This window comes from Neopusillimonas maritima (genome assembly GCF_003576595.1).
In the GTDB taxonomy this organism is placed as follows: Bacteria; Pseudomonadota; Gammaproteobacteria; order Burkholderiales; family Burkholderiaceae_B; genus Neopusillimonas; species Neopusillimonas maritima.
In genome coordinates this window covers 137,063-155,359 of record NZ_NQOU01000006.1, presented here as the reverse complement: position 1 = coordinate 155,359, position 18,297 = coordinate 137,063, and the positions used below count along the sequence as shown (strand labels likewise).

General features: G+C 52.9%; 19 protein-coding genes. 6 read left to right on the top strand and 13 right to left on the bottom strand.

Annotated elements, in window-relative coordinates; translation table 11 throughout:
* Window positions 1–21: 21 nt before the first annotated feature.
* The 3 genes from pcaH to CJO09_RS13815 all read left to right on the top strand — a co-directional run bounded on the left by pcaH (window position 22) and on the right by CJO09_RS13815 (window position 3,292).
* Window positions 22–762: a protocatechuate 3,4-dioxygenase subunit beta gene (gene pcaH, locus CJO09_RS13825; RefSeq protein ID WP_114420817.1), complete on the top strand. Its 741-nt coding sequence runs from the start codon at window positions 22–24 to the stop codon at window positions 760–762.
* Window positions 762–1,394: a protocatechuate 3,4-dioxygenase subunit alpha gene (gene pcaG, locus CJO09_RS13820; RefSeq protein WP_119442870.1), complete on the top strand. Its 633-nt coding sequence runs from the start codon at window positions 762–764 to the stop codon at window positions 1,392–1,394. Before pcaH ends, pcaG begins: the two co-directional genes overlap by 1 nt.
* Window positions 1,395–1,540: 146 nt before the next feature.
* Window positions 1,541–3,292 (top strand): cytochrome c/FTR1 family iron permease, encoded by a 1,752-nt coding sequence (locus CJO09_RS13815; protein WP_119442869.1) that lies wholly within the window; start codon window positions 1,541–1,543, stop codon window positions 3,290–3,292.
* Window positions 3,293–3,295: 3 nt separating this feature from the next.
* Here the strand turns inward: CJO09_RS13815 and CJO09_RS13810 are convergent, their stop codons facing one another.
* The gene (locus CJO09_RS13810) at window positions 3,296–4,093 is read right to left on the bottom strand and encodes an IclR family transcriptional regulator domain-containing protein (RefSeq protein WP_119442868.1); all 798 of its coding nucleotides are present in this window, start codon (window positions 4,091–4,093) and stop codon (window positions 3,296–3,298) included.
* A 106-nt stretch (window positions 4,094–4,199) separates the two neighbouring features.
* Between CJO09_RS13810 and CJO09_RS13805 the strand changes: the two genes are divergently transcribed.
* Together CJO09_RS13805 and CJO09_RS13800 are read left to right on the top strand one after the other, a co-directional pair.
* Entirely contained in the window at window positions 4,200–4,898 is a 699-nt protein-coding gene (locus tag CJO09_RS13805; protein WP_119442867.1) for a 3-oxoacid CoA-transferase subunit A, read from the top strand.
* A gap of 10 nt (window positions 4,899–4,908) precedes the next feature.
* The gene (locus CJO09_RS13800) at window positions 4,909–5,571 is read left to right on the top strand and encodes a 3-oxoacid CoA-transferase subunit B (protein ID WP_119442866.1); all 663 of its coding nucleotides are present in this window, start codon (window positions 4,909–4,911) and stop codon (window positions 5,569–5,571) included.
* Window positions 5,572–5,594: 23 nt separating this feature from the next.
* On the opposite strand, the gene CJO09_RS13795 is transcribed toward CJO09_RS13800, so the two are convergent.
* Entirely contained in the window at window positions 5,595–6,497 is a 903-nt protein-coding gene (locus tag CJO09_RS13795; RefSeq protein ID WP_119442865.1) for a helix-turn-helix domain-containing protein, read from the bottom strand.
* A 307-nt stretch (window positions 6,498–6,804) separates the two neighbouring features.
* On the opposite strand from CJO09_RS13795, the gene pobA reads away from it, so the two are divergent.
* On the top strand, window positions 6,805–7,986 hold the full coding sequence (gene pobA, locus CJO09_RS13790; RefSeq protein ID WP_119442864.1) for a 4-hydroxybenzoate 3-monooxygenase: 1,182 nt from the start codon (window positions 6,805–6,807) through the stop codon (window positions 7,984–7,986).
* A gap of 95 nt (window positions 7,987–8,081) precedes the next feature.
* Here the strand turns inward: pobA and ppa are convergent, their stop codons facing one another.
* From ppa to recA, 11 genes are all read right to left on the bottom strand, one after another.
* Window positions 8,082–8,618 carry an inorganic diphosphatase gene (gene ppa / locus CJO09_RS13785; protein WP_119442863.1) on the bottom strand — a complete coding sequence of 179 codons (537 nt, stop codon included), beginning with the start codon at window positions 8,616–8,618 and terminating at the stop codon, window positions 8,082–8,084.
* 61 nt (window positions 8,619–8,679) lie between these two features.
* Entirely contained in the window at window positions 8,680–10,179 is a 1,500-nt protein-coding gene (locus CJO09_RS13780; protein WP_119442862.1) for a heme biosynthesis HemY N-terminal domain-containing protein, read from the bottom strand.
* A complete protein-coding gene (locus CJO09_RS13775) occupies window positions 10,176–11,444 on the bottom strand; it encodes a uroporphyrinogen-III C-methyltransferase (protein ID WP_158582758.1) in 1,269 nt (422 codons plus the stop codon). Before CJO09_RS13775 ends, CJO09_RS13780 begins: the two co-directional genes overlap by 4 nt.
* Window positions 11,445–11,470: 26 nt before the next feature.
* The gene (locus CJO09_RS13770) at window positions 11,471–12,295 is read right to left on the bottom strand and encodes a uroporphyrinogen-III synthase (protein WP_119442860.1); all 825 of its coding nucleotides are present in this window, start codon (window positions 12,293–12,295) and stop codon (window positions 11,471–11,473) included.
* A 12-nt stretch (window positions 12,296–12,307) separates the two neighbouring features.
* On the bottom strand, window positions 12,308–13,261 hold the full coding sequence (gene hemC / locus CJO09_RS13765) for a hydroxymethylbilane synthase (protein ID WP_119442859.1): 954 nt from the start codon (window positions 13,259–13,261) through the stop codon (window positions 12,308–12,310).
* Window positions 13,262–13,266: 5 nt separating this feature from the next.
* Entirely contained in the window at window positions 13,267–13,395 is a 129-nt protein-coding gene (locus CJO09_RS15865) for a hypothetical protein (RefSeq protein ID WP_255455236.1), read from the bottom strand.
* A 74-nt stretch (window positions 13,396–13,469) separates the two neighbouring features.
* Window positions 13,470–14,351 carry a succinate--CoA ligase subunit alpha gene (gene sucD / locus CJO09_RS13760; protein ID WP_114420830.1) on the bottom strand — a complete coding sequence of 294 codons (882 nt, stop codon included), beginning with the start codon at window positions 14,349–14,351 and terminating at the stop codon, window positions 13,470–13,472.
* Window positions 14,352–14,372: 21 nt separating this feature from the next.
* Complete coding sequence (gene sucC / locus CJO09_RS13755; RefSeq protein ID WP_119442858.1) at window positions 14,373–15,533, bottom strand: ADP-forming succinate--CoA ligase subunit beta; 1,161 nt, start codon at window positions 15,531–15,533, stop codon at window positions 14,373–14,375.
* 37 nt (window positions 15,534–15,570) lie between these two features.
* Complete coding sequence (locus tag CJO09_RS13750; protein ID WP_114420832.1) at window positions 15,571–16,143, bottom strand: DUF2889 domain-containing protein; 573 nt, start codon at window positions 16,141–16,143, stop codon at window positions 15,571–15,573.
* A gap of 162 nt (window positions 16,144–16,305) precedes the next feature.
* Window positions 16,306–16,866: a recombination regulator RecX gene (gene recX / locus CJO09_RS13745; RefSeq protein WP_119442857.1), complete on the bottom strand. Its 561-nt coding sequence runs from the start codon at window positions 16,864–16,866 to the stop codon at window positions 16,306–16,308.
* Window positions 16,867–16,902: 36 nt separating this feature from the next.
* Entirely contained in the window at window positions 16,903–18,000 is a 1,098-nt protein-coding gene (gene recA / locus CJO09_RS13740; protein WP_114420834.1) for a recombinase RecA, read from the bottom strand.
* Window positions 18,001–18,297: the final 297 nt, after the last annotated feature.

Below are 18,297 nucleotides of genomic sequence, written 5' to 3'. Positions count from 1 at the left end.
ACAGAACCAAGGAGAAACCTGATGACCACGCCTACCGAACAATTCGGCGAGTTCCTGATGCGCGACCGCACATGGCACCCGCCTGCCTACACGCCCGGTTATAAAACCAGTGTGTTGCGTTCGCCCCAGAAAGCCCTGATTTCCATTGAAAACGACTTGTCCGACATTACCGGCCCCCTGTTCTCGCGAGATGAGCTCGGCGCACTGGACAACGATCTGATCATGAACTACGCCAAAGACGGCCTGCCCATTGGAGAGCGCATTCTGGTGCATGGTTACTTGCGCGATGAAAACGGCCGCCCTGTGCCCAACGCCCTAATTGAAGTGTGGCAAGCCAATGCGTCCGGGCGCTATCGCCATAAAAACGACAAATACATTGCACCCGTCGACCCGAACTTCGGCGGCTGTGGCCGCTGCATTACCGACGAGAACGGCTACTATTTTTACCGTACCATCAAACCGGGCCCCTATCCTTGGCGTAACGGCATCAACGACTGGCGCCCGGCTCATATTCATTACTCAATTTTCGGCAGCGGTTTTGCGCAGCGCCTGATTACCCAAATGTATTTCGAGGGCGACCCCCTCATTCCACATTGCCCCATCGTGCGATCCATCCCGAATGAAGACGCCGTGCGCACGCTCATCGCCCAAATGGATCGGGGCGCATTTGTTGCTCTGGACAGCATGGCCTACCGATTCGACATCGTCGTACGCGGCTCTCGTGCCACGCTGTTTGAAAACCACATTCAAGGAGGCAAATAATGCATCCGAGTACGCCCGTCTATCTGAAAGAAACCGCCTCGCAAACGGCCGGTCCCTACGTTCACATTGGTCTGGCACCCAAACAGGCCGGTTTCGACATTTTTGAGAACAACTTCGGCAATGTGCTGGTAACACCGGAAACCAAAGGTGAACGCATTCGTGTTGAAGGCCGCGTATTCGACGGCAGCGGCGCCATTGTGAAAGACGTTTTGCTTGAGTGCTGGCAAGCGAACGCAGCGGGTCGCTACAACCATCCGGCCGACAAGCAGGAAAGCAAACCCATCGACCCGACATTCCGTGGCTGGGGCCGCGCCTGTTCCGATTTCGAAAGCGGTGTCTATCATTTCGACACCATCAAACCGGGCTCCGTTACCGGCCGTCACGGCAAACCCATGGCCCCCCACATTAACCTGTGGATTGTTGCCCGTGGCATTAATATTGGCCTGCAAACCCGCATGTATTTTTCCGACGAAGCCGACGCAAATGCAGCCGACCCCATTCTGAACGGAATTGAATGGGTGGAGCGTCGTAAAACCCTGATTGCCCAACGCAACGAGAAAGACGGCCAGGTTGTTTATACCTTCGACATTTACCTGCAAGGGCCCAACGAAACCGTATTTCTTGACGCCTAAAGCGTCGGGCGCAGCTTGTACTAACCCCGTTTGCCTTGCTGCAAACGTCTTTGCTTTATCGGCCTTGTCTTTCGCAAGGCCGATTTTTTTGTCTTCTTATGTAATTAAGAATTATAATCATTATCTTTAAACAATATTAGGTTTGTATGACGCGCCCGCTGGTTTTTCGTTGGTTTTTTCGTGCGCTGCTTTTCGTTTGCGTTTTCTTTTCCGCCGTTGCCGTTGCCCAAGGGGTTCAAACACAAAGCCGCCAGCTGTGGCAATTGCTTGACTACATCGCGGTTGACTATTCCGGTGCAGTGGAAAACGGACACATTATTTCCGAGACTGAATATGCAGAAATGCAAGAATTCGGGAACTTAGCCCAGTTTGAACTCGAAAACCTGCCCGCCCACCCCAATAAAGCCCAATTACTTGACGAGGTAAAAACACTTCAACAAGAAATTCAAAACAAAAGTGCACCCACACAGGTTGCTCAAGCGGCCCGGCAATTGGCACAAGGGGTGCATAATGCCTACCCTTTTCCAACGGAACCGGAATCACCTCCCGATTTAACGGTGGGTCGGCAGCTCTACCAGGAAAACTGTATTCAGTGCCATGGGGCCTCGGGCAAAGGCAACGGACCTTTGGCAGCGCAACTCGATCCAACACCCACGGATTTCACCGATGCGGCACGTGCCGCGCAACGCAGCAAGCTGGCGCTCTACCAGGTTATTAGCAACGGGGTCGATGGCACCGCCATGCCCAGTTTCGATGCATTAAGCGACCAAGAGCGATGGGCGCTAGCTTATTTTGTTGCCGATTTTGCATCATCTTCCCCTCAGGAAAGCGCCTCAGGCCGGCTTTCAGTGGCTCGCAGCCAGTTGGAAAAAAGCCTGAAAGCGCTTGAGCAAGGTCAGCAAGACGCGGCCATTAAGTTGGCATTATCGGCTTACCTGGACGGCTTCGAAACAAATGAAGCGGCGCTGGCAATACGCAACAATGCCTTAATGCGTCAAATCGAATCGGGAATGATCACTTTTCGTACCCAAGTCAGACGAAATGACATCACAGAAGCCAGAAGTACGGAAGCGCAGTTGCAAAATTGGCTGATCGACGCAGAAGCGGCGCTGAGCCCTTCGGAAGCAGATTCCGGTGCAACGTTCATCGCCGCTTTTACCATTCTGGTGCGCGAAGGCCTGGAAGCGCTACTGATTGTGGTTGCCATGCTGGCATTTCTGGTGAAAGCCAACCGGCGCGACGTAACACCTTATGTGCATGCGGGCTGGGTTAGCGCTTTGTTTGCCGGCGGAGCAACCTGGCTGGCGGCAACCACCCTTATTAACATCAGTGGTGCAGGCCGAGAACTGACGGAAGGCTTGTCATCGCTCTTTGCCGCAATCGTTTTATTGTCGGTGGGGGCCTGGATGCATCACAAGAGTGTTGCCAACCGTTGGCAAACCTACCTTCAAAACAAGCTCAGCCACGCGCTAACCCGCCGCACAGCGTGGTTCCTGTTCATTTTGGCTTTTATCGCCGTGTACCGAGAAGTATTTGAAACGGTTTTGTTTTACGCTGCGCTATGGCAACAGGAGCAAGCCTGGGCGTTCAGTGGCGGTATTTTGGCCGGTGTCATTGTTTTGGCCGTTATAGCAAGAGCCTTGTTCAAAAGCAGCCAACGTTTACCCATAGGCCGTTTTTTTTCCGCCAGTTCAATCATTGTGGCGTTATTGGCAATTGTGCTCACGGGCAAAGGCATTGTGGGGCTTCAGGAGGCGGGCGTCATCAACATTACGCCCATTCAATTCATTCGGGTCGACCTGTTGGGTATTTATCCCAGTGCCCAAAGCATTGGGGCCCAAGCGGTAATGTTAATAATGGTACTGTTTACCTACTGGATCAACACCCGTACAAAGTAAGCTTTAGGCACCCTGCGCAGGCGCGCCGAGCAGCATATTAATGCGCGCCGCAGCCGCCAATAATTGCGGCAAACATTCGTCGAGCAAATAAGCGGCATCGGCCTTATCGGCCTGGCCGCTTATATTAATAGCGGCCACCACACGGCCGGAGATATCGCGAATGGGCGCCGCCATCGAGACCAAACCCGGCTCAAGCTCCTCACGCACCAAACACCAACCCTGCGCGCGTACTTGCATTAAGGTTTCAAATAATTGATTGGGGTCGGTAATGGTGCTGCGCGTAAAAGCCGTTAGCGTCATGGCGGCCAATCGCTCGTGTAAAAGGTCATCAGGCAGGCCCGCCAACAGCACACGCCCCATTGAAGAACAATGCGCCGGCAGACGGCTACCTACGCCCAGATTGATTGACATAATCTTGTGGGCCGGCACCCGCAGTACATACACCACTTCGTTGCCGTCCAGAACAGCAGCCGAACTGGATTGTCGCAAACGCTCAACCAAACCCTCCATCACCGGTTGCGCCTGGCTCCATACCGGTAGTGAAGTTAAATAAGCAAAACCCAATTCCAGCACTTTCGGTGTAAGCCTGAACAACCGCCCTTCCGACGACACATAACCCAGCGCCAACAACGTATGCAAAATACGCCGGGCGCCGGCGCGGGTCAGCCCCGTTCGGGCCGCCACGTTGGACAAGGTTTGTGCCGGCGCCTCGGCCCCGAAACTTTTCAATACCGCCAAGCCGCGTGCAAACGATTGCACATAGTTGTCGCCGGGTTTATTGTGATCTGGCAAAGTTGACAAGAGACGTCCCGCTGATTAAGCTTTCGGTAGATAGTTCTATATACGAATAAAAGTTCATTATACGAACATTTACTCTTCTTATCTATATTCTGTTCGTAGGGAAAACATGATTAACAAAATCTCACCCTCGGTCGAAGAAGCGCTGGCCGGCATTTACGACGGCGCCACGATCATGATTGGTGGTTTTGGCGGAGCAGGCCAACCCGCCGAACTCATCGACGGCCTTATCGCCCAAGGCGCCAAAGACTTGGTTATTGTGAACAACAACGCAGGGAACGGCGAAGTTGGGTTGGCCGCACTGTTGAAGGCGGGCCGCGTACGCAAAATTATTTGCTCTTTTCCGCGTCAGGCGGATTCCTACGTATTCGACGAGCTCTATCACAGCAAGAAAATCGAATTGGAACTGGTTCCCCAGGGCAACCTGGCCGAACGTATTCGCGCCGCAGGTGCCGGTATTGGCGCTTTTTTCACCCCCACCGGGTTCGGTACGGAATTAGCCGACGGCAAGGAAACCCGCGAAATCAATGGTCGTCAATATGTGCTCGAATATCCCATTCATGCCGACTTTGCGTTAATCAAGGCAGAAACCGGCGACCGCTGGGGCAACCTGACATATCGGAAAACCGCCCGTAATTTCGGCCCCATTATGGCGACTGCGGCCAAATGCACCATTGCATCAGTTCACAACATTGTCGAACTAGGCGAAATCGATCCGGAAGTCGTTGTCACGCCCGGTCTGTTCGTCAAACGCATCGTGAAAGTCCCACGCACGGCCACCGGCCCTGCCGGCTTCAAACAGGACTAAGGAAACTATCATGAGTGAACAAAATACGCTTCCAAGCTGGTCTCGCGATGAAATTGCCGCGCGCGTGGCGCAAGACATCCCCGACGGTGCCGTCGTTAACCTGGGTATTGGCCTGCCCACCAAGGTGGCCAACCACCTGCCCAGCGACCGCGAAGTCATTCTGCACAGTGAAAATGGTGTCATTGGCATGGGTCCCGCTCCTGCCGAAGGCCAAGAGGACTACGACCTGATCAACGCCGGCAAACAACCCGTTACTCTGCTTCCAGGTGGTTGTTTCTTTCATCATGCCGACAGTTTCGGCATGATGCGTGGCGGCCATCTCGATGTATGCGTGCTGGGTGCGTTCCAGGTCTCGGCAACAGGTGATCTTGCAAACTGGAGTACCGGCGCACCCGATGCCATTCCAGCGGTTGGTGGTGCCATGGACTTGGCAATCGGCGCCAAGAAAACTTATGTCATGACGGAAATGCGCACCAAAAAAGGGGAGCCCAAGCTAGTGGAAAAATGCAGCTATCCCTTAACCGGCATTGGTTGCGTCAGCCGCATTTATACCGACGTGGCGGTGATCGACCTGGGTGCAGACGGCGCTAAGGTAATTGACATCATCGACGGCATGACCTTCGAGCAATTGCAAACGCTTACCGAGGTGAAATTGCAAGACGCACGGAAATAAATAAAAGCACCCGTCACAGGCCGCTACTCAACCAGAGTTGCGGCCTGTTTTCTGAATAATTTGGGTGATACGCCCACATGCCGTTTGAAAAACCGGGTGAAATAAGCGGGGTCACTAAACCCCAATGTATACGACACAACGCTAATCGTCATCGACGTATACACAAGGCTGCGTTTGGCCGCCAGAACCACACGCTGGTGAATCAACGCTAAAGCCGACTCTCCGGCCCACTGCCGGCACAAAACATTCAAATAAACCGGCGTAATCCCGATTTTCCGCGCATACCGTTCAACCGACCACTGTTCGGGGTAATGTTCTTCTATAAGCTGATTAAACTGGCGAAAATACTCTCGGCCGCGATCAACCTCCTGTACCTGCCCCAGCCGCCCGCGTACTGTACGCCGGCTTAGCCACACAAAAATCGTTAGCAACAAAGACTCTAGCAATACATTCCGATGCAAGCCGCTTCTGCGGTATTCCTGGTCGAGCGTGTTAAACGCCAGATCGATCACTGCGTCCTCTTGCGCATCAAGAGAGTAAATGCCCGCACCCAATGCACCCACGTCGACATCGCCCAAAAAGCGACCCAGGCGCTCAAGCAACGGGAAAGCCAGCGTTACCACGTGCCCCTTGGCGTTGGGCGAAAAGCGAAAGCCGTGCACACACATTTGCGGCACCAGCACAACTTGCCCCTGCATCATTTCATGATACTGGTCATCAAGACAAACGCGTGCCTCCCCTTCTTTCAGGTAGAGCAATTGCGTTAACCCATGATGTTGATGCAACTTGATTTCCCAGTCGTGCTGGCGACTGCGATCGGCGATCAACTCGCAATGCACCATGTCGGGTGTGGGCCATTGCTCTCTTTCACCATAAAGCTGATAAACGGGAACACGAGGCGCGGCGGGAGAGGATAGGTAGGACATAAAGCGACTGCTAACAGAAATAGGGACAAAAGGTCGCCACAGAATACATAAGGCCCTTAAATTCAATAATACAAGGCGCCCTTTATAAAAATATTGAAAAAACTTAAATTTTCAACGTTTTAGCGTTCAAGAAAGAAAATTTATTTTCCAAAAGTGCAATTATTATACGAAATTATCCATTCTCAAGCGCCGACTTTCAGCGCAACATTACACCAACGGCCTGTTCCTGCAGCCAATTCGAACATTTGAATCAACGTGGCCCGTAACACGCTTTCCTGCCTGCGGACTCATGTAAAAGGAGCTTTTAATGAAAACACAAGTTGCCATTATCGGTGCCGGCCCCTCCGGTTTGTTATTGGGCCAATTGCTGCACCTGCAAGGCATCGACACCGTCATATTAGAGCGCCGCTCGCCCGAGTACGTGCTAAGTCGAATTCGCGCCGGTGTTTTGGAGCAAGGTACCGTAAACCTGTTGCGTGAGGCCAAAGCAAACCATCGCATGGACAAGGAAGGCATGATTCACGAAGGGGTGTTCCTTTCCTTCAATAACCAGCTCAAGCGAATTGATTTCACCAAATATGCCGATGGTAAAACCGTCATGGTCTATGGGCAAACAGAAGTCACTCACGACCTGATGGACGTTCGCGCCGAAACCGGTGCAGTCAGTATTTACGAAGCCGAAGACGTTCAATTACATGATTTTTACTCCGACAAACCACGTGTCACGTTCGTCAAAGACGGGGAAAAAGTTGAATTGGAATGCGATTACATTGCCGGTTGCGACGGCTTTCACGGCGTATCGCGCCAATCTGTTCCGGAAGACCAGATAAAAACTTATGAACGTGTTTACCCTTTCGGCTGGCTGGGCATCTTGTCTCGCACCCCACCGGTAAACGAAGAACTTATTTACGCCAACCATCCCAATGGTTTCGCCCTTTGTAGCCAACGTAACGCCAATTTAAGCCGTTATTATGTGCAGGTTCCACTGGATGACAAAGTTGAAGACTGGTCCGACGACCGTTTCTGGGAAGAACTGAAAACCCGTATACCAAAAGAGTCAGCCGACGTGCTGGTAACCGGTCCATCCATTGAAAAAAGCATTGCACCATTACGTAGCTTCGTCGCCGAACCCATGACTTACGGTCGGTTGTTCCTGGTGGGTGATGCCGCTCACATTGTGCCGCCCACCGGCGCCAAAGGCTTGAACCTGGCAGCCAGTGATGTCTCTACCCTGTACCGTGTCCTGACCAAGGTGTACAAAGAAGGTCGTACCGATCTGGTGGGTAAATACTCCGAACTGGCGTTACGCCGAATCTGGAAAGCCGAGCGCTTTTCATGGTGGATGACGTCGATGCTGCATCGTTTCAACGACGACGCTTTCGGCCAACGCATGCAACTGGCTGAATTGGATTATTTCACCAACTCCGATGCGGGCTTGCGTACCATTGCCGAAAACTACGTGGGCCTTCCCTACGAGCCGGTAGAATAAAAAGCGCCATACAAAACCCCCGAAGGCTGGAGATATCTCCAGCCTTCGGGGGTTAGTTAATGCGCCAGGCTCTTTATGGGCCTGATTTCTATGTTTTATTTTGAATCGGCCGTATAGCGCGCCGAACTTTCGATAATTTCTTTGCGTGCGGCCTCGGCACCTTCCCAGCCACGCACTTTCACCCACTTGCCTTTCTCAAGATCTTTGTAGTGCTCAAAGAAATGCTGAATACGACGCAAGTCTTCTTCCGGCAAGTCTTCCGGTTTTTGAATGTGCCGATACGGCGGGTAGAGTTTATCAACGGGAACAGCCAATAACTTGGCGTCACCACCCGCTTCGTCGTCCATGTTCAGCACACCAATGGCACGGCAACGAATGACTGCGCCAATTTGAATGGGAAACGGGGCAACGACCAGCACATCAACCGGGTCGCCGTCGTCGGAAATGGTTTGCGGAATATAACCATAATTCGCAGGATAATGCATGGCGGTCAGCATGAAGCGATCAACAAACACCGCACCGCTATCCTTATCGACCTCGTATTTAACCGGGTCGGCATTCATGGGAATTTCAATAATAACGTTGAACTCGTCAGGCAGGTTCGAACCTGCTGGCACACGATCTAAACTCATGTTTTAAACACCTGTGAATCAATGAACAGAAATAAAAATCGAAAGCAAAAAGAATAAAAGCTCAAGAGCCACGCCGGGTAGGACGATCGGACGTTTGCGAAAGGTCGACACCCGGAATGGGCGCGCTATCGAAATACTCGTGATAATCAGGGTCTTGCGGGTTAGGGTCAGGCGTTTTCGCCGACGCGGCGCCAGGATCCGTTGCATTAACAGACTCTTCAGATTCAAGATAATCCGCAGCACTGGCAGCCACCGGCACCTCGCCGAAAGACGCTGCTTCGGTCGAAGAAGACTCCAGGTCCTGTACATCGATAAGGGTTGGATCACCCCGTGTATCGGCGGCGGGCAATACAGTGCTACCGGGCAATACCGGCAACACCCCAGCCACTCCTGACGCCAAACGCCAATGTTTCATTGCGTCGGCCTGCCGCCCCAGGCGATCATACAGATTACCAAGCAAAGCGTGAATGCGAACATCACTGCGAATCGCCATGCTACGCAGCAAATAACGTTCGCCCGAACCCCAGAGCTGGCCGGTAAGGCACAAGTTACCCAGGGCAGCCAACAAGGCCGAGCTGTCGGGATGACTTTTCAACCAGCCTTCCGCTTTGTTGATTCGACGAGAGACCTGATCAGCGGGGGCTTGGGAATAAGCATTCAGCAAGCGTGGCTCAAGTTGTTCGTTCAGCGCCGCTTCTAATATTTTGCCCGCCTCATCGGCATGACCCGCTTGCTGTTGAACATGCGCGGCTGCCAACGCTATTTCGGGCAAGGTTTTCTCGTCGCCACGTAATTCGCCCCATACCGAGCGGAACCCTTCCGGCCCTGCCGCCCGCAGTCGTTCGGCAACCGACTGCGCAATAAGCGGCTGCGCCTTTTGTTTATCAATGGCGCCGCGCCGCAAAAGTTGTCGCGTTAACTCAAAAACCTGATCCGCATTGTTCAATTGCTGATGCGCCTGCAGCAACAATCGGGTGGCATTCAAATGTTTTGCGCCGGTATCCTGATATGGCTGCAGCAACGTTAACGCTTCCTGAGCGCGATGCTGGTCAAGATACATCTCTGCCACGGCGGTAGCCCAAGACTCTTTCAGGCGCGAATCCGTACCCACTGCCGAACGGGCTAATGTAAGGGCTTCATCACGGCGCTGCATTTGCCCTTGTTGATGACATGCCCGGGCCAACGCAAGCCCAGCCAACACCCGCGTATTGGACGACCGTGTACGCCCCAACAAACGCGACAATTCTTGTTCAGCCTGCGGATAACGCCCCTCCAGCACATGCAACCAACCGCTTTCAAGCAGTTCATGATCACGCTTGCGGGCACGCAAACCACGCCACTCACGGAAGCGTTCCGGGCTGGATAACAACCATGACAAACCTCGAAACAGCAGATACAGAACCACAAATGCGGCCAACAACAGTAATGCAAAGAGCGTCAGCGACATTTCAATTCGCCATGGTTGCGCAATAATGAGAACATTCCCACTATGCTCGCGCAGCACTACGCCCAGCCCTACGGCCAAAGCCAACAGCAATAGCATCCAGAACCAGGCTCTCATTGTGTCTCCTCGTTCTGATCAGTTGTATCCGTTAAAGTCTGGGCACGCTCATGACGCAGAATTTCGATAGCTTCCAAGGTATTACTTAAGGTGGGAAGCTTTGTATCGACAGGCGTTTCAATGAGCCGCGTAACCTGACGCACGGCACGTTGAGTAACGGATGACTGGTTATCGTAATAGGTTTCCAGCGCCGTTAGCACGGCCTGCAACTCGGAGCGCCAGATCTCAGGTTGACGCATCATTAGGGCCAATTGCGCTGTCATGACTCGTAAACGCAAAGCCTGACGCAATTGCGTTGCCTGATCAGGTGAAATCAACAACGCCGCCTCGTTATCAACCCGACGAATATCAAAAAACCCGGCCAGATCATGACGAATCACCGACCACGCCTCACGAGACCAAGTTGCGGTATTGTCCCAGCTGCGTTCCAACCAGGAGGCATTGGGATCTGCATCCGCACCGGCACCCGAAGCTGAATCTGACGCCGCATTGCCCGAAGCGTTGCCATTCGCGTTTGACGAGGAGGAAATACCGTTCAACCCATTTGCCTGTACCGCCGACTCGGGAACGGCTACATCGGGCACAAGCAATGGCGCCTGCCCAAGCAAACCATTAAGCTGTTCAAGCTGGCGCGACAACACATTCACATCGATAGTGGCCACTGCGCGCAGACGGTCGATATCGCCGTTCAGTGTTTGTTGCAATGAAGCCAGCGCCGGACGATTGGCACGCGCCAGGCGCGCCTGTGCCGCTTCCAGCGCCACCAACGAATTAGCCACATTCCCACCGAGCAACAACTGCTGATTAGCAATGGAAACAAGGTGATCGATATCGTTCAAAAGCAATAAATCGGAACCGCTATCCGTCATGATCTGGAAGGCCTGATCGAGGTCTGAGACCTGACCTTGCATGGCCGCCAGCGACGACTGCATTTCGCGAACCCGCGCAGCTTGAGCTTGCGTATTACTTTGCGCCTGCCGCGCCAACTCGCCCGCCTGCTGCGAAGCAGTTGTACTGCGCTGGATTTGAGCCATAAGGTCGCCCAGAAGCTTTTGATGCGTTTGGTGTTGCCACCAAACAAAACCACCCAATGCAACGGCGACCAGCAAAACCAACACGAACAAACCCGGCCACACCGATTTGCCACTGCGTTTTACTGCTGCAGCGCGCGGCGGTTTACCTGATTGCGTGTCGGGCTTGGCACCCGCCGACTGCTTGTCATCGTGTTGCTTTTCGTTCTGCGAAGCGTTCTTTGATTCTGTCATGGCTAATATTCTTATTCCGGCCTTTATTAAAGAGTGGCTGAAAGCATGATGGCCCGAAGCATGGATTCGTCGTCGGGAGCACATAGTTTAACCCCGGGCATGACTTGCGCGTCGGGAATACTGCGTAACTGTGATTGTAAACGTGCAGCGACGCGTTCGTGTATGACCACGAAGCGCATGGCTCCCAGTAAGTATGCCAGATCACCGGCTTTCAGATTGGCGCAAAACGCATCGACCGCTTCGGCGCTGGTCAACAACACGGTTAATCGCCCACCCTCATGCACGCAATTCTTCAATACCTGTAGTCCGGTGTCAGACCAGTTAACCGGGTGTCTTTGGTACACGGCATAGCGATCAACCCGAATACCCCGGGAACTTAACTGTTCTGCGAGCCAGTTGCGCCCAGCCTGCCCCCGTACGATGACGGCCTTCGAAACCAATGGCAAATCGGGCTCGAGCGTGGCCAGCAAACCTTCTGAATCGAAAGTGTAACCCTCGACCGGCGCCACAACACTGGCTGCACGAAACAAAGGTTCATTGCGCAAGCGTGCAGCCGTTGAAGGGCCCACCGCCGCCAACATGACCGAACCCAAATCCACCTGGGCGCGGGCACCCGCCATCATCGCCTTTAAACGCGCGACATAAAAATCGACCGCATTAACACTCACGAAAACCATCAATTGATAGTCATCCGGCCACACAAACGATTCCACATCGTAAGGTAACGCCGACACGGCCAACACCGGCATATCAAGAACGTTGAATCCTGCCCCTCGCAAACTGGCCGACAGTATCTGGTTACGCCCCGCCGGCCGGGTTAAAACGATGCAGGAACGCGGGCGACCAGACATAAAACGACTCCGTCAGGTTTGCGGTGCGGCGTTTCCACCATCAGCCAGTCGGGCAAGAATCGGTTGAGCCCCTTTTGCCATGAGTTCCCGGGCAACGCTTTCACCCATTTGAAGTGCTTCATGTATCGGCGCAGTACCTGATGCACGAATAACGACCGTCCCATCCGGTTCAGCAACCAAAGCATCCAGATGCACGGTGTCACCGTTCAATTCGGCATAAGCCGCCAGTGGAACCTGGCACGAACCGCCCAAAACACGCGATACGGCGCGCTCGGCAACAGAACATGCCGTTGCTTTTGAGCATGCCAGCGGCGCCAGCCATTGGGCCAGATCATGCCGTTCGGCCAAAATTTCGATACCCAAGGTACCTTGCCCTGCCGCCGGCAGGCTTTCCGAAGGCTCCAGGCAACAACGAATACGTTCATCCAGCTTCAAACGCCGCAAACCCACGGCTGCGAGAATAATCGCCCCGTACTCGCCGCGATCGAGCTTGCCCAACCGCGTATCAAGATTGCCTCGCAAAGGCTTAACGGTTAAATGCGGATACGCAGCCCGCACCTGAGACTCGCGTCGTAAGCTGGATGTACCCACCACCGCGCCGGCAGGCATATCGGCCAGGCTGCCGTACTCATTCGACACAAACGCATCTCGAGGATCATCGCGCTCCAAAATAACCGGAAGCGCAAAAGGGTCGGTCAGTTCAACCGGCACGTCTTTCAGGGAGTGCACCGCCAAATCGGCACGGCCGTCAAGCAGCGCCGTTTCCAGTTCTTTGACAAACAGGCCCTTGCCCCCCACTTTCGACAAAGTACGATCAAGAATCTGGTCGCCACGCGTGGTCATTTCCAGCAACGAAATCTCGCACGATGGGTAACGCTGTTGAAGCAAAGCACGCACATGTTCCGCCTGCCACAACGCCAGGCGACTGGCACGGGTTGCAATAACAAGTTTTTCAGGGGTGTGCATACGACTCACGAAATAAAGTACGAGGAAACCAGCCAGCCCAAAATGCCCAGCACGGCCAAAATTAACAACCCCTGCAACAAGGTAATACCCGGCCCCTTGCCGTCTTTGTCGTTGGGTGATTTAAACAGGCCCATAGACTTCCTTCCCCTTTCCAATTAACCAAAAAGGCCCGCCCTGAGGCGAGCCTTTTACCAAACTGCCAAACCGATTACAGAACCGATTTAAGCAATTTACCCATTTCAGATGGGTCGCGGGTGGTACGAATGCCGCACTCTTCCATGACTTCCAGTTTTGCATCGGCCGTATCGGCACCGCCGGAAATGAGCGCACCGGCGTGCCCCATACGTTTTCCGGGAGGCGCAGTAACACCGGCAATAAAGCCAACAACCGGCTTCTTCATGTTGTCTTTTGCCCAAAGCGCTGCATCGACTTCATCGGGGCCACCAATTTCACCAATCATGACAACGGCATCGGTGTCAGGATCGTCGTTGAACATTTTCAGAACATCAACGTGCTTCAGGCCATTGATGGGATCACCACCAATACCAACAGCAGTAGATTGACCCAGCCCCAATTCGGTGAGCTGCGCCACGGCTTCATAAGTGAGTGTACCGGAACGAGACACAACACCAATGCGTCCTTTACGAGAAATATGGCCCGGCATGATGCCAATTTTCAGCTCGTCGGGGGTAATAAGACCCGGGCAGTTGGGACCTAACAAAAGAGTTTTCTTGTTTTCGGCACGCATGCGGTTACGCACTTCCAGCATGTCACGAACCGGGATGCCTTCTGTAATGCACACCACCAGATCGAGATCGGCGTCAACGGCTTCCCAAATGGCGGCAGCGGCCCCTGCAGGCGGCACATAAATAACGGAAACCGTTGCGCCTGTAGCTTCCTTGGCGTCTTTAACGGTACCGAAAATAGGTACGCCTTCGAACTCTTCTCCGGCTTTCTTGGGATGCACCCCGGCAACAAACGCATTCTTGCCATTGGCGTACTCACGGCACATACGGGTATGAAACTGACCCGTTTTACCTGTCATACCCTGGGTGATGACTTTTGTGTCCTTGTTGATCAAAATCGACATTTAAAAATCCTCGGCAAATTCTTATTTCGCGGCAGCGACAACTTTGGTTGCGGCTTCAGCCATGGTGTCAGCACTGATAATGGGCAAGCCCGACTCAGCCAGCAATTTCTTGCCCAACTCTTCGTTGGTACCCTTCATGCGCACCACCAGCGGTACGCTTAGGTTCACCGCCTTGCAAGCTGCAATCACACCTTCAGCGATCACGTCGCAGCGCATAATGCCACCGAAAATGTTAACCAGAATAGCTTTCACTTCCTTGTTCTTAAGCATGATCTTGAAAGCTTCCGTCACCTTCTCGGCCGTTGCACCACCACCAACGTCGAGGAAGTTGGCAGGCTCACCACCGAACAACTTAATGGTGTCCATTGTGGCCATCGCCAAACCGGCGCCATTCACCAGGCAACCGATATTGCCTTCAAGCTGAATGTAAGCCAGATCAAATTTGCTGGCTTCAACTTCTGCAGGATCTTCTTCGTCGAGATCGCGGTAAGCCACAATTTCAGGGTGGCGGAACAACGCGTTGGAGTCGAAGTTGAACTTGGCATCAAGCGCGATAATGTCGCCCGAACCGGTAAGAATAAGGGGATTGATTTCAGCCAAAGAAGCATCGGTTTCCCAATAAGCCTTGTACAACTTCTGGAACTCGGCTGCTGCCCGGGCAACTGAGGCATCGGGCACACCAATACCACGCGCCAGTTCAGACGCTTCCGCTTCCGTTAACCCTGTTTTGGGGTCGACAAACACTTTCAGGATGGCGTCGGGGTTCTTTTCCGCAACTTCTTCAATTTCCATGCCACCTTCGCTGGACGCCATCACGCAAACGCGCTGAGTGCCGCGATCGGTAACAATACCGACATAGTATTCTTTCTTGATGTCGGCACCTTCCTCGACCAGCAAACGACGCACTTTCTGGCCTTCAGCACCGGTTTGGTGGGTAATTAGTTGCATGCCCAGAATTTCGGAAGCCAACTGACGCACTTCGTCGATAGAGCGTGCCAGCTTTACGCCACCGCCCTTGCCGCGACCGCCTGCGTGAATTTGAGCCTTTACGACCCAAACCGGACCGCCTAATTTTTCAGCGGCTACAACCGCTTCATCGACGGAAAATGCAGGAAACCCGCGCGGCACTGTCACGCCAAATTGCTTTAGCAGTTCCTTGCCTTGATACTCGTGAATTTTCATTTGTTACCTGTCAGAACGTGGAAAATAAAAACTTGATTCAGGAATCGGAACCCTCTTCAGGCTCGATATACCATTCGGGATAAAACTTCTTTGTCATGGGGCTGTCGAGCCGTAAAGCGTGACACCCCCCAAGCTGGAAAGGCTTTTTCTTCTGCGCTTCGGGAGATTTTTCCTTTCTGCGACGCCCTGCCATGGACTGCACTGCGACCGTAGGCAACACATAGGACATTTCTGTCATGTGCGTGCAGCCTGCGGTACGCCCGAAACGCGCCTTAACGGCGTGACGAAACCCCCGCAACAAATTCAGGCCGACAAGATCACCGTAATTAGGTGCAATAGAAGCGCAATATTCGTTATAAGGGGCCGCATCGTAAGCAGCCTGTGCCGCCGTAATAGTGAACTCTTGGTTAAAAGTTACCCTTAGATGCATATGGTGCACAGGTTGCCCCGCCTTATGAATCACCCCACCATGTTTGGGGAAGTCGTAGCCTTTGATATCGATCAGCTCGGCTTCAAGATCCCACAGGCCATCTTCCCGAGCGAACGCATCAACACGGATGGTACGTGTGTGCAGGCGCTCACGATTTTGTTCGGAGTCTGGCAAAGGCATGAGAGGTGAAAATCAATAATGAAATTAAGGCGGTAAACTTTTCAAGTATAACGTACCCGACCCGAACAGGTACAACCAAAGGTTTGTACATTTGCGTTCCAAGACTTGGATATTTTCGCTTTGAGGCTTGAGTCGCTGTTAATTAAAGCTGCTGCGCTGAAACTAGTCGCTATTCGGGTCGAGGTTATTCAGATCGCCCAAAATTTTACCTAATGCAGCTGCGGAAAAGCCTCGCGACGCCATGAAACGAATTTGCCGTGCCTTTTCCTTTGGAGTAGCAGGCGGCACACCGAACTTTTTTTCCCATACCGCTTGAGCGCGCTGCAGTTCGGTGTCGGCAAGTTGTTGGCGAATGGATTCAAGTTGACCCGAATCAAGCCCATGCTGTCGCAACTCGTGCATGACCGCAACCGTGCCCTTCCCCGGAGCCCGGCGATTGACCAGACTTTGGGCAAAACGCTCGTTCGACAACCAATTGCCTTGTTCAAGCTCGTTCAGCACCTGGTCGAGTTCGGCAGGGTCGTCTGGGCTGACATGAGGAGCCAACTTGCGAGCCAACTCGTGACGGGAATGCTCGCGCCGAGATAAATACCCAATGGCGCGCGCCTTCAAAGACGGCCCAGTTTTTGAGGATTTACCGCTTTCCGGGGAAAAGCGCTCTTCAGAAGGGAGGCCGGCCTGCGCAGATTCGCCGGATTGCCCGGAAAAATCGCGTTTTCGCATAGCCTCCCCCTTAGCCCCTAAACTTAAACCCAATGTTTAAGCCAGATCGGCCTCGGAACCTTCGGTATCACCAGTAGGAGAATCACCCGATTCCGTATACGCCTTGGCCTGGGCACGCGACACAATACCCATTTGTTCCCGTACACGGTTTTCGATTTCGATCGCCATTTCGGGATGCTCTTTCAGGTACTCGCGAACATTATCTTTGCCCTGGCCAATACGTGTACCGTTATAGCTGAACCAGGCCCCGGCCTTATCGACAATACCCGCCTGCACGCCCAGATCGATAATTTCACCTTCGCGAGAGATGCCGGCCCCGTACATAATGTCGAACTCGGCCTGTTTGAACGGTGGCGCGATTTTATTCTTGACCACTTTCACACGGGTTTCGTTGCCCACGACCTCGTCGCCCTTCTTGATGGAACCGATGCGGCGGATATCAAGACGAACTGTGGAATAAAACTTAAGCGCATTCCCCCCGGTGGTGGTTTCGGGGTTGCCAAACATGACGCCGATTTTCATGCGAATCTGGTTAATGAAAATAACCATGCAATTGGCGCGTTTGATATTAGCCGTAAGCTTACGTAAAGCCTGGCTCATGAGACGAGCCTGCAAGCCAGGCAGGGAATCACCCATGTCGCCCTCGATTTCCGCCTTGGGAACCAGCGCGGCCACCGAATCGATTACCACCAAATCGACGGAACCTGAGCGCACAAGGGCATCTGTAATTTCAAGTGCCTGTTCACCCGTATCGGGCTGCGAAATGAGAAGATCGGACAAATTTACGCCCAAACGACTGGCATACTGAACATCAAGAGCGTGTTCAGCATCGACGAATGCACAAGTGCCGCCTACTTTTTGCATTTCGGCAATCACCTGCAAAGTAAGCGTGGTTTTGCCGGAGGATTCCGGGCCGTATATTTCAATGACGCGACCACGAGGCAACCCGCCCACGCCCAACGCGATATCAAGCCCCAGCGAACCAGTGGAAACGACCTGGATGTCGTGTTCGACCTGGTTATCGCCATAGCGCATGACCGACCCTTTACCGAACTGCTTTTCAATTTGCGATAAGGCTGCGGCCAGTGCTTTGGCCCGTTCGGCGGAAGCGGCTTTGCTTTGTTTGGCGTCCATGTAGTTTCCTTGGCAAAAAAGTGAATTATTGCATTAAATTATACTGTATAAAAAAACAGATAAACAAGTTAATAATCTGCAACCGTTACTATGCCGTTTTCGCTTTGCGCTTACAATCGCCAACCGGATGAAAATGTCAGCATCGCAACTTCAAGTAAAGTCTTAAGTTACGGTAAAGTGCACTGAAATGACTGCCTGCCTTGCAGCAAAACGGAACGTCATTGACACAAACACATAAAAACAAAAAATTATGATGTAATTTATTAAGCAATATTCATAAATAATTGAATTATTGAG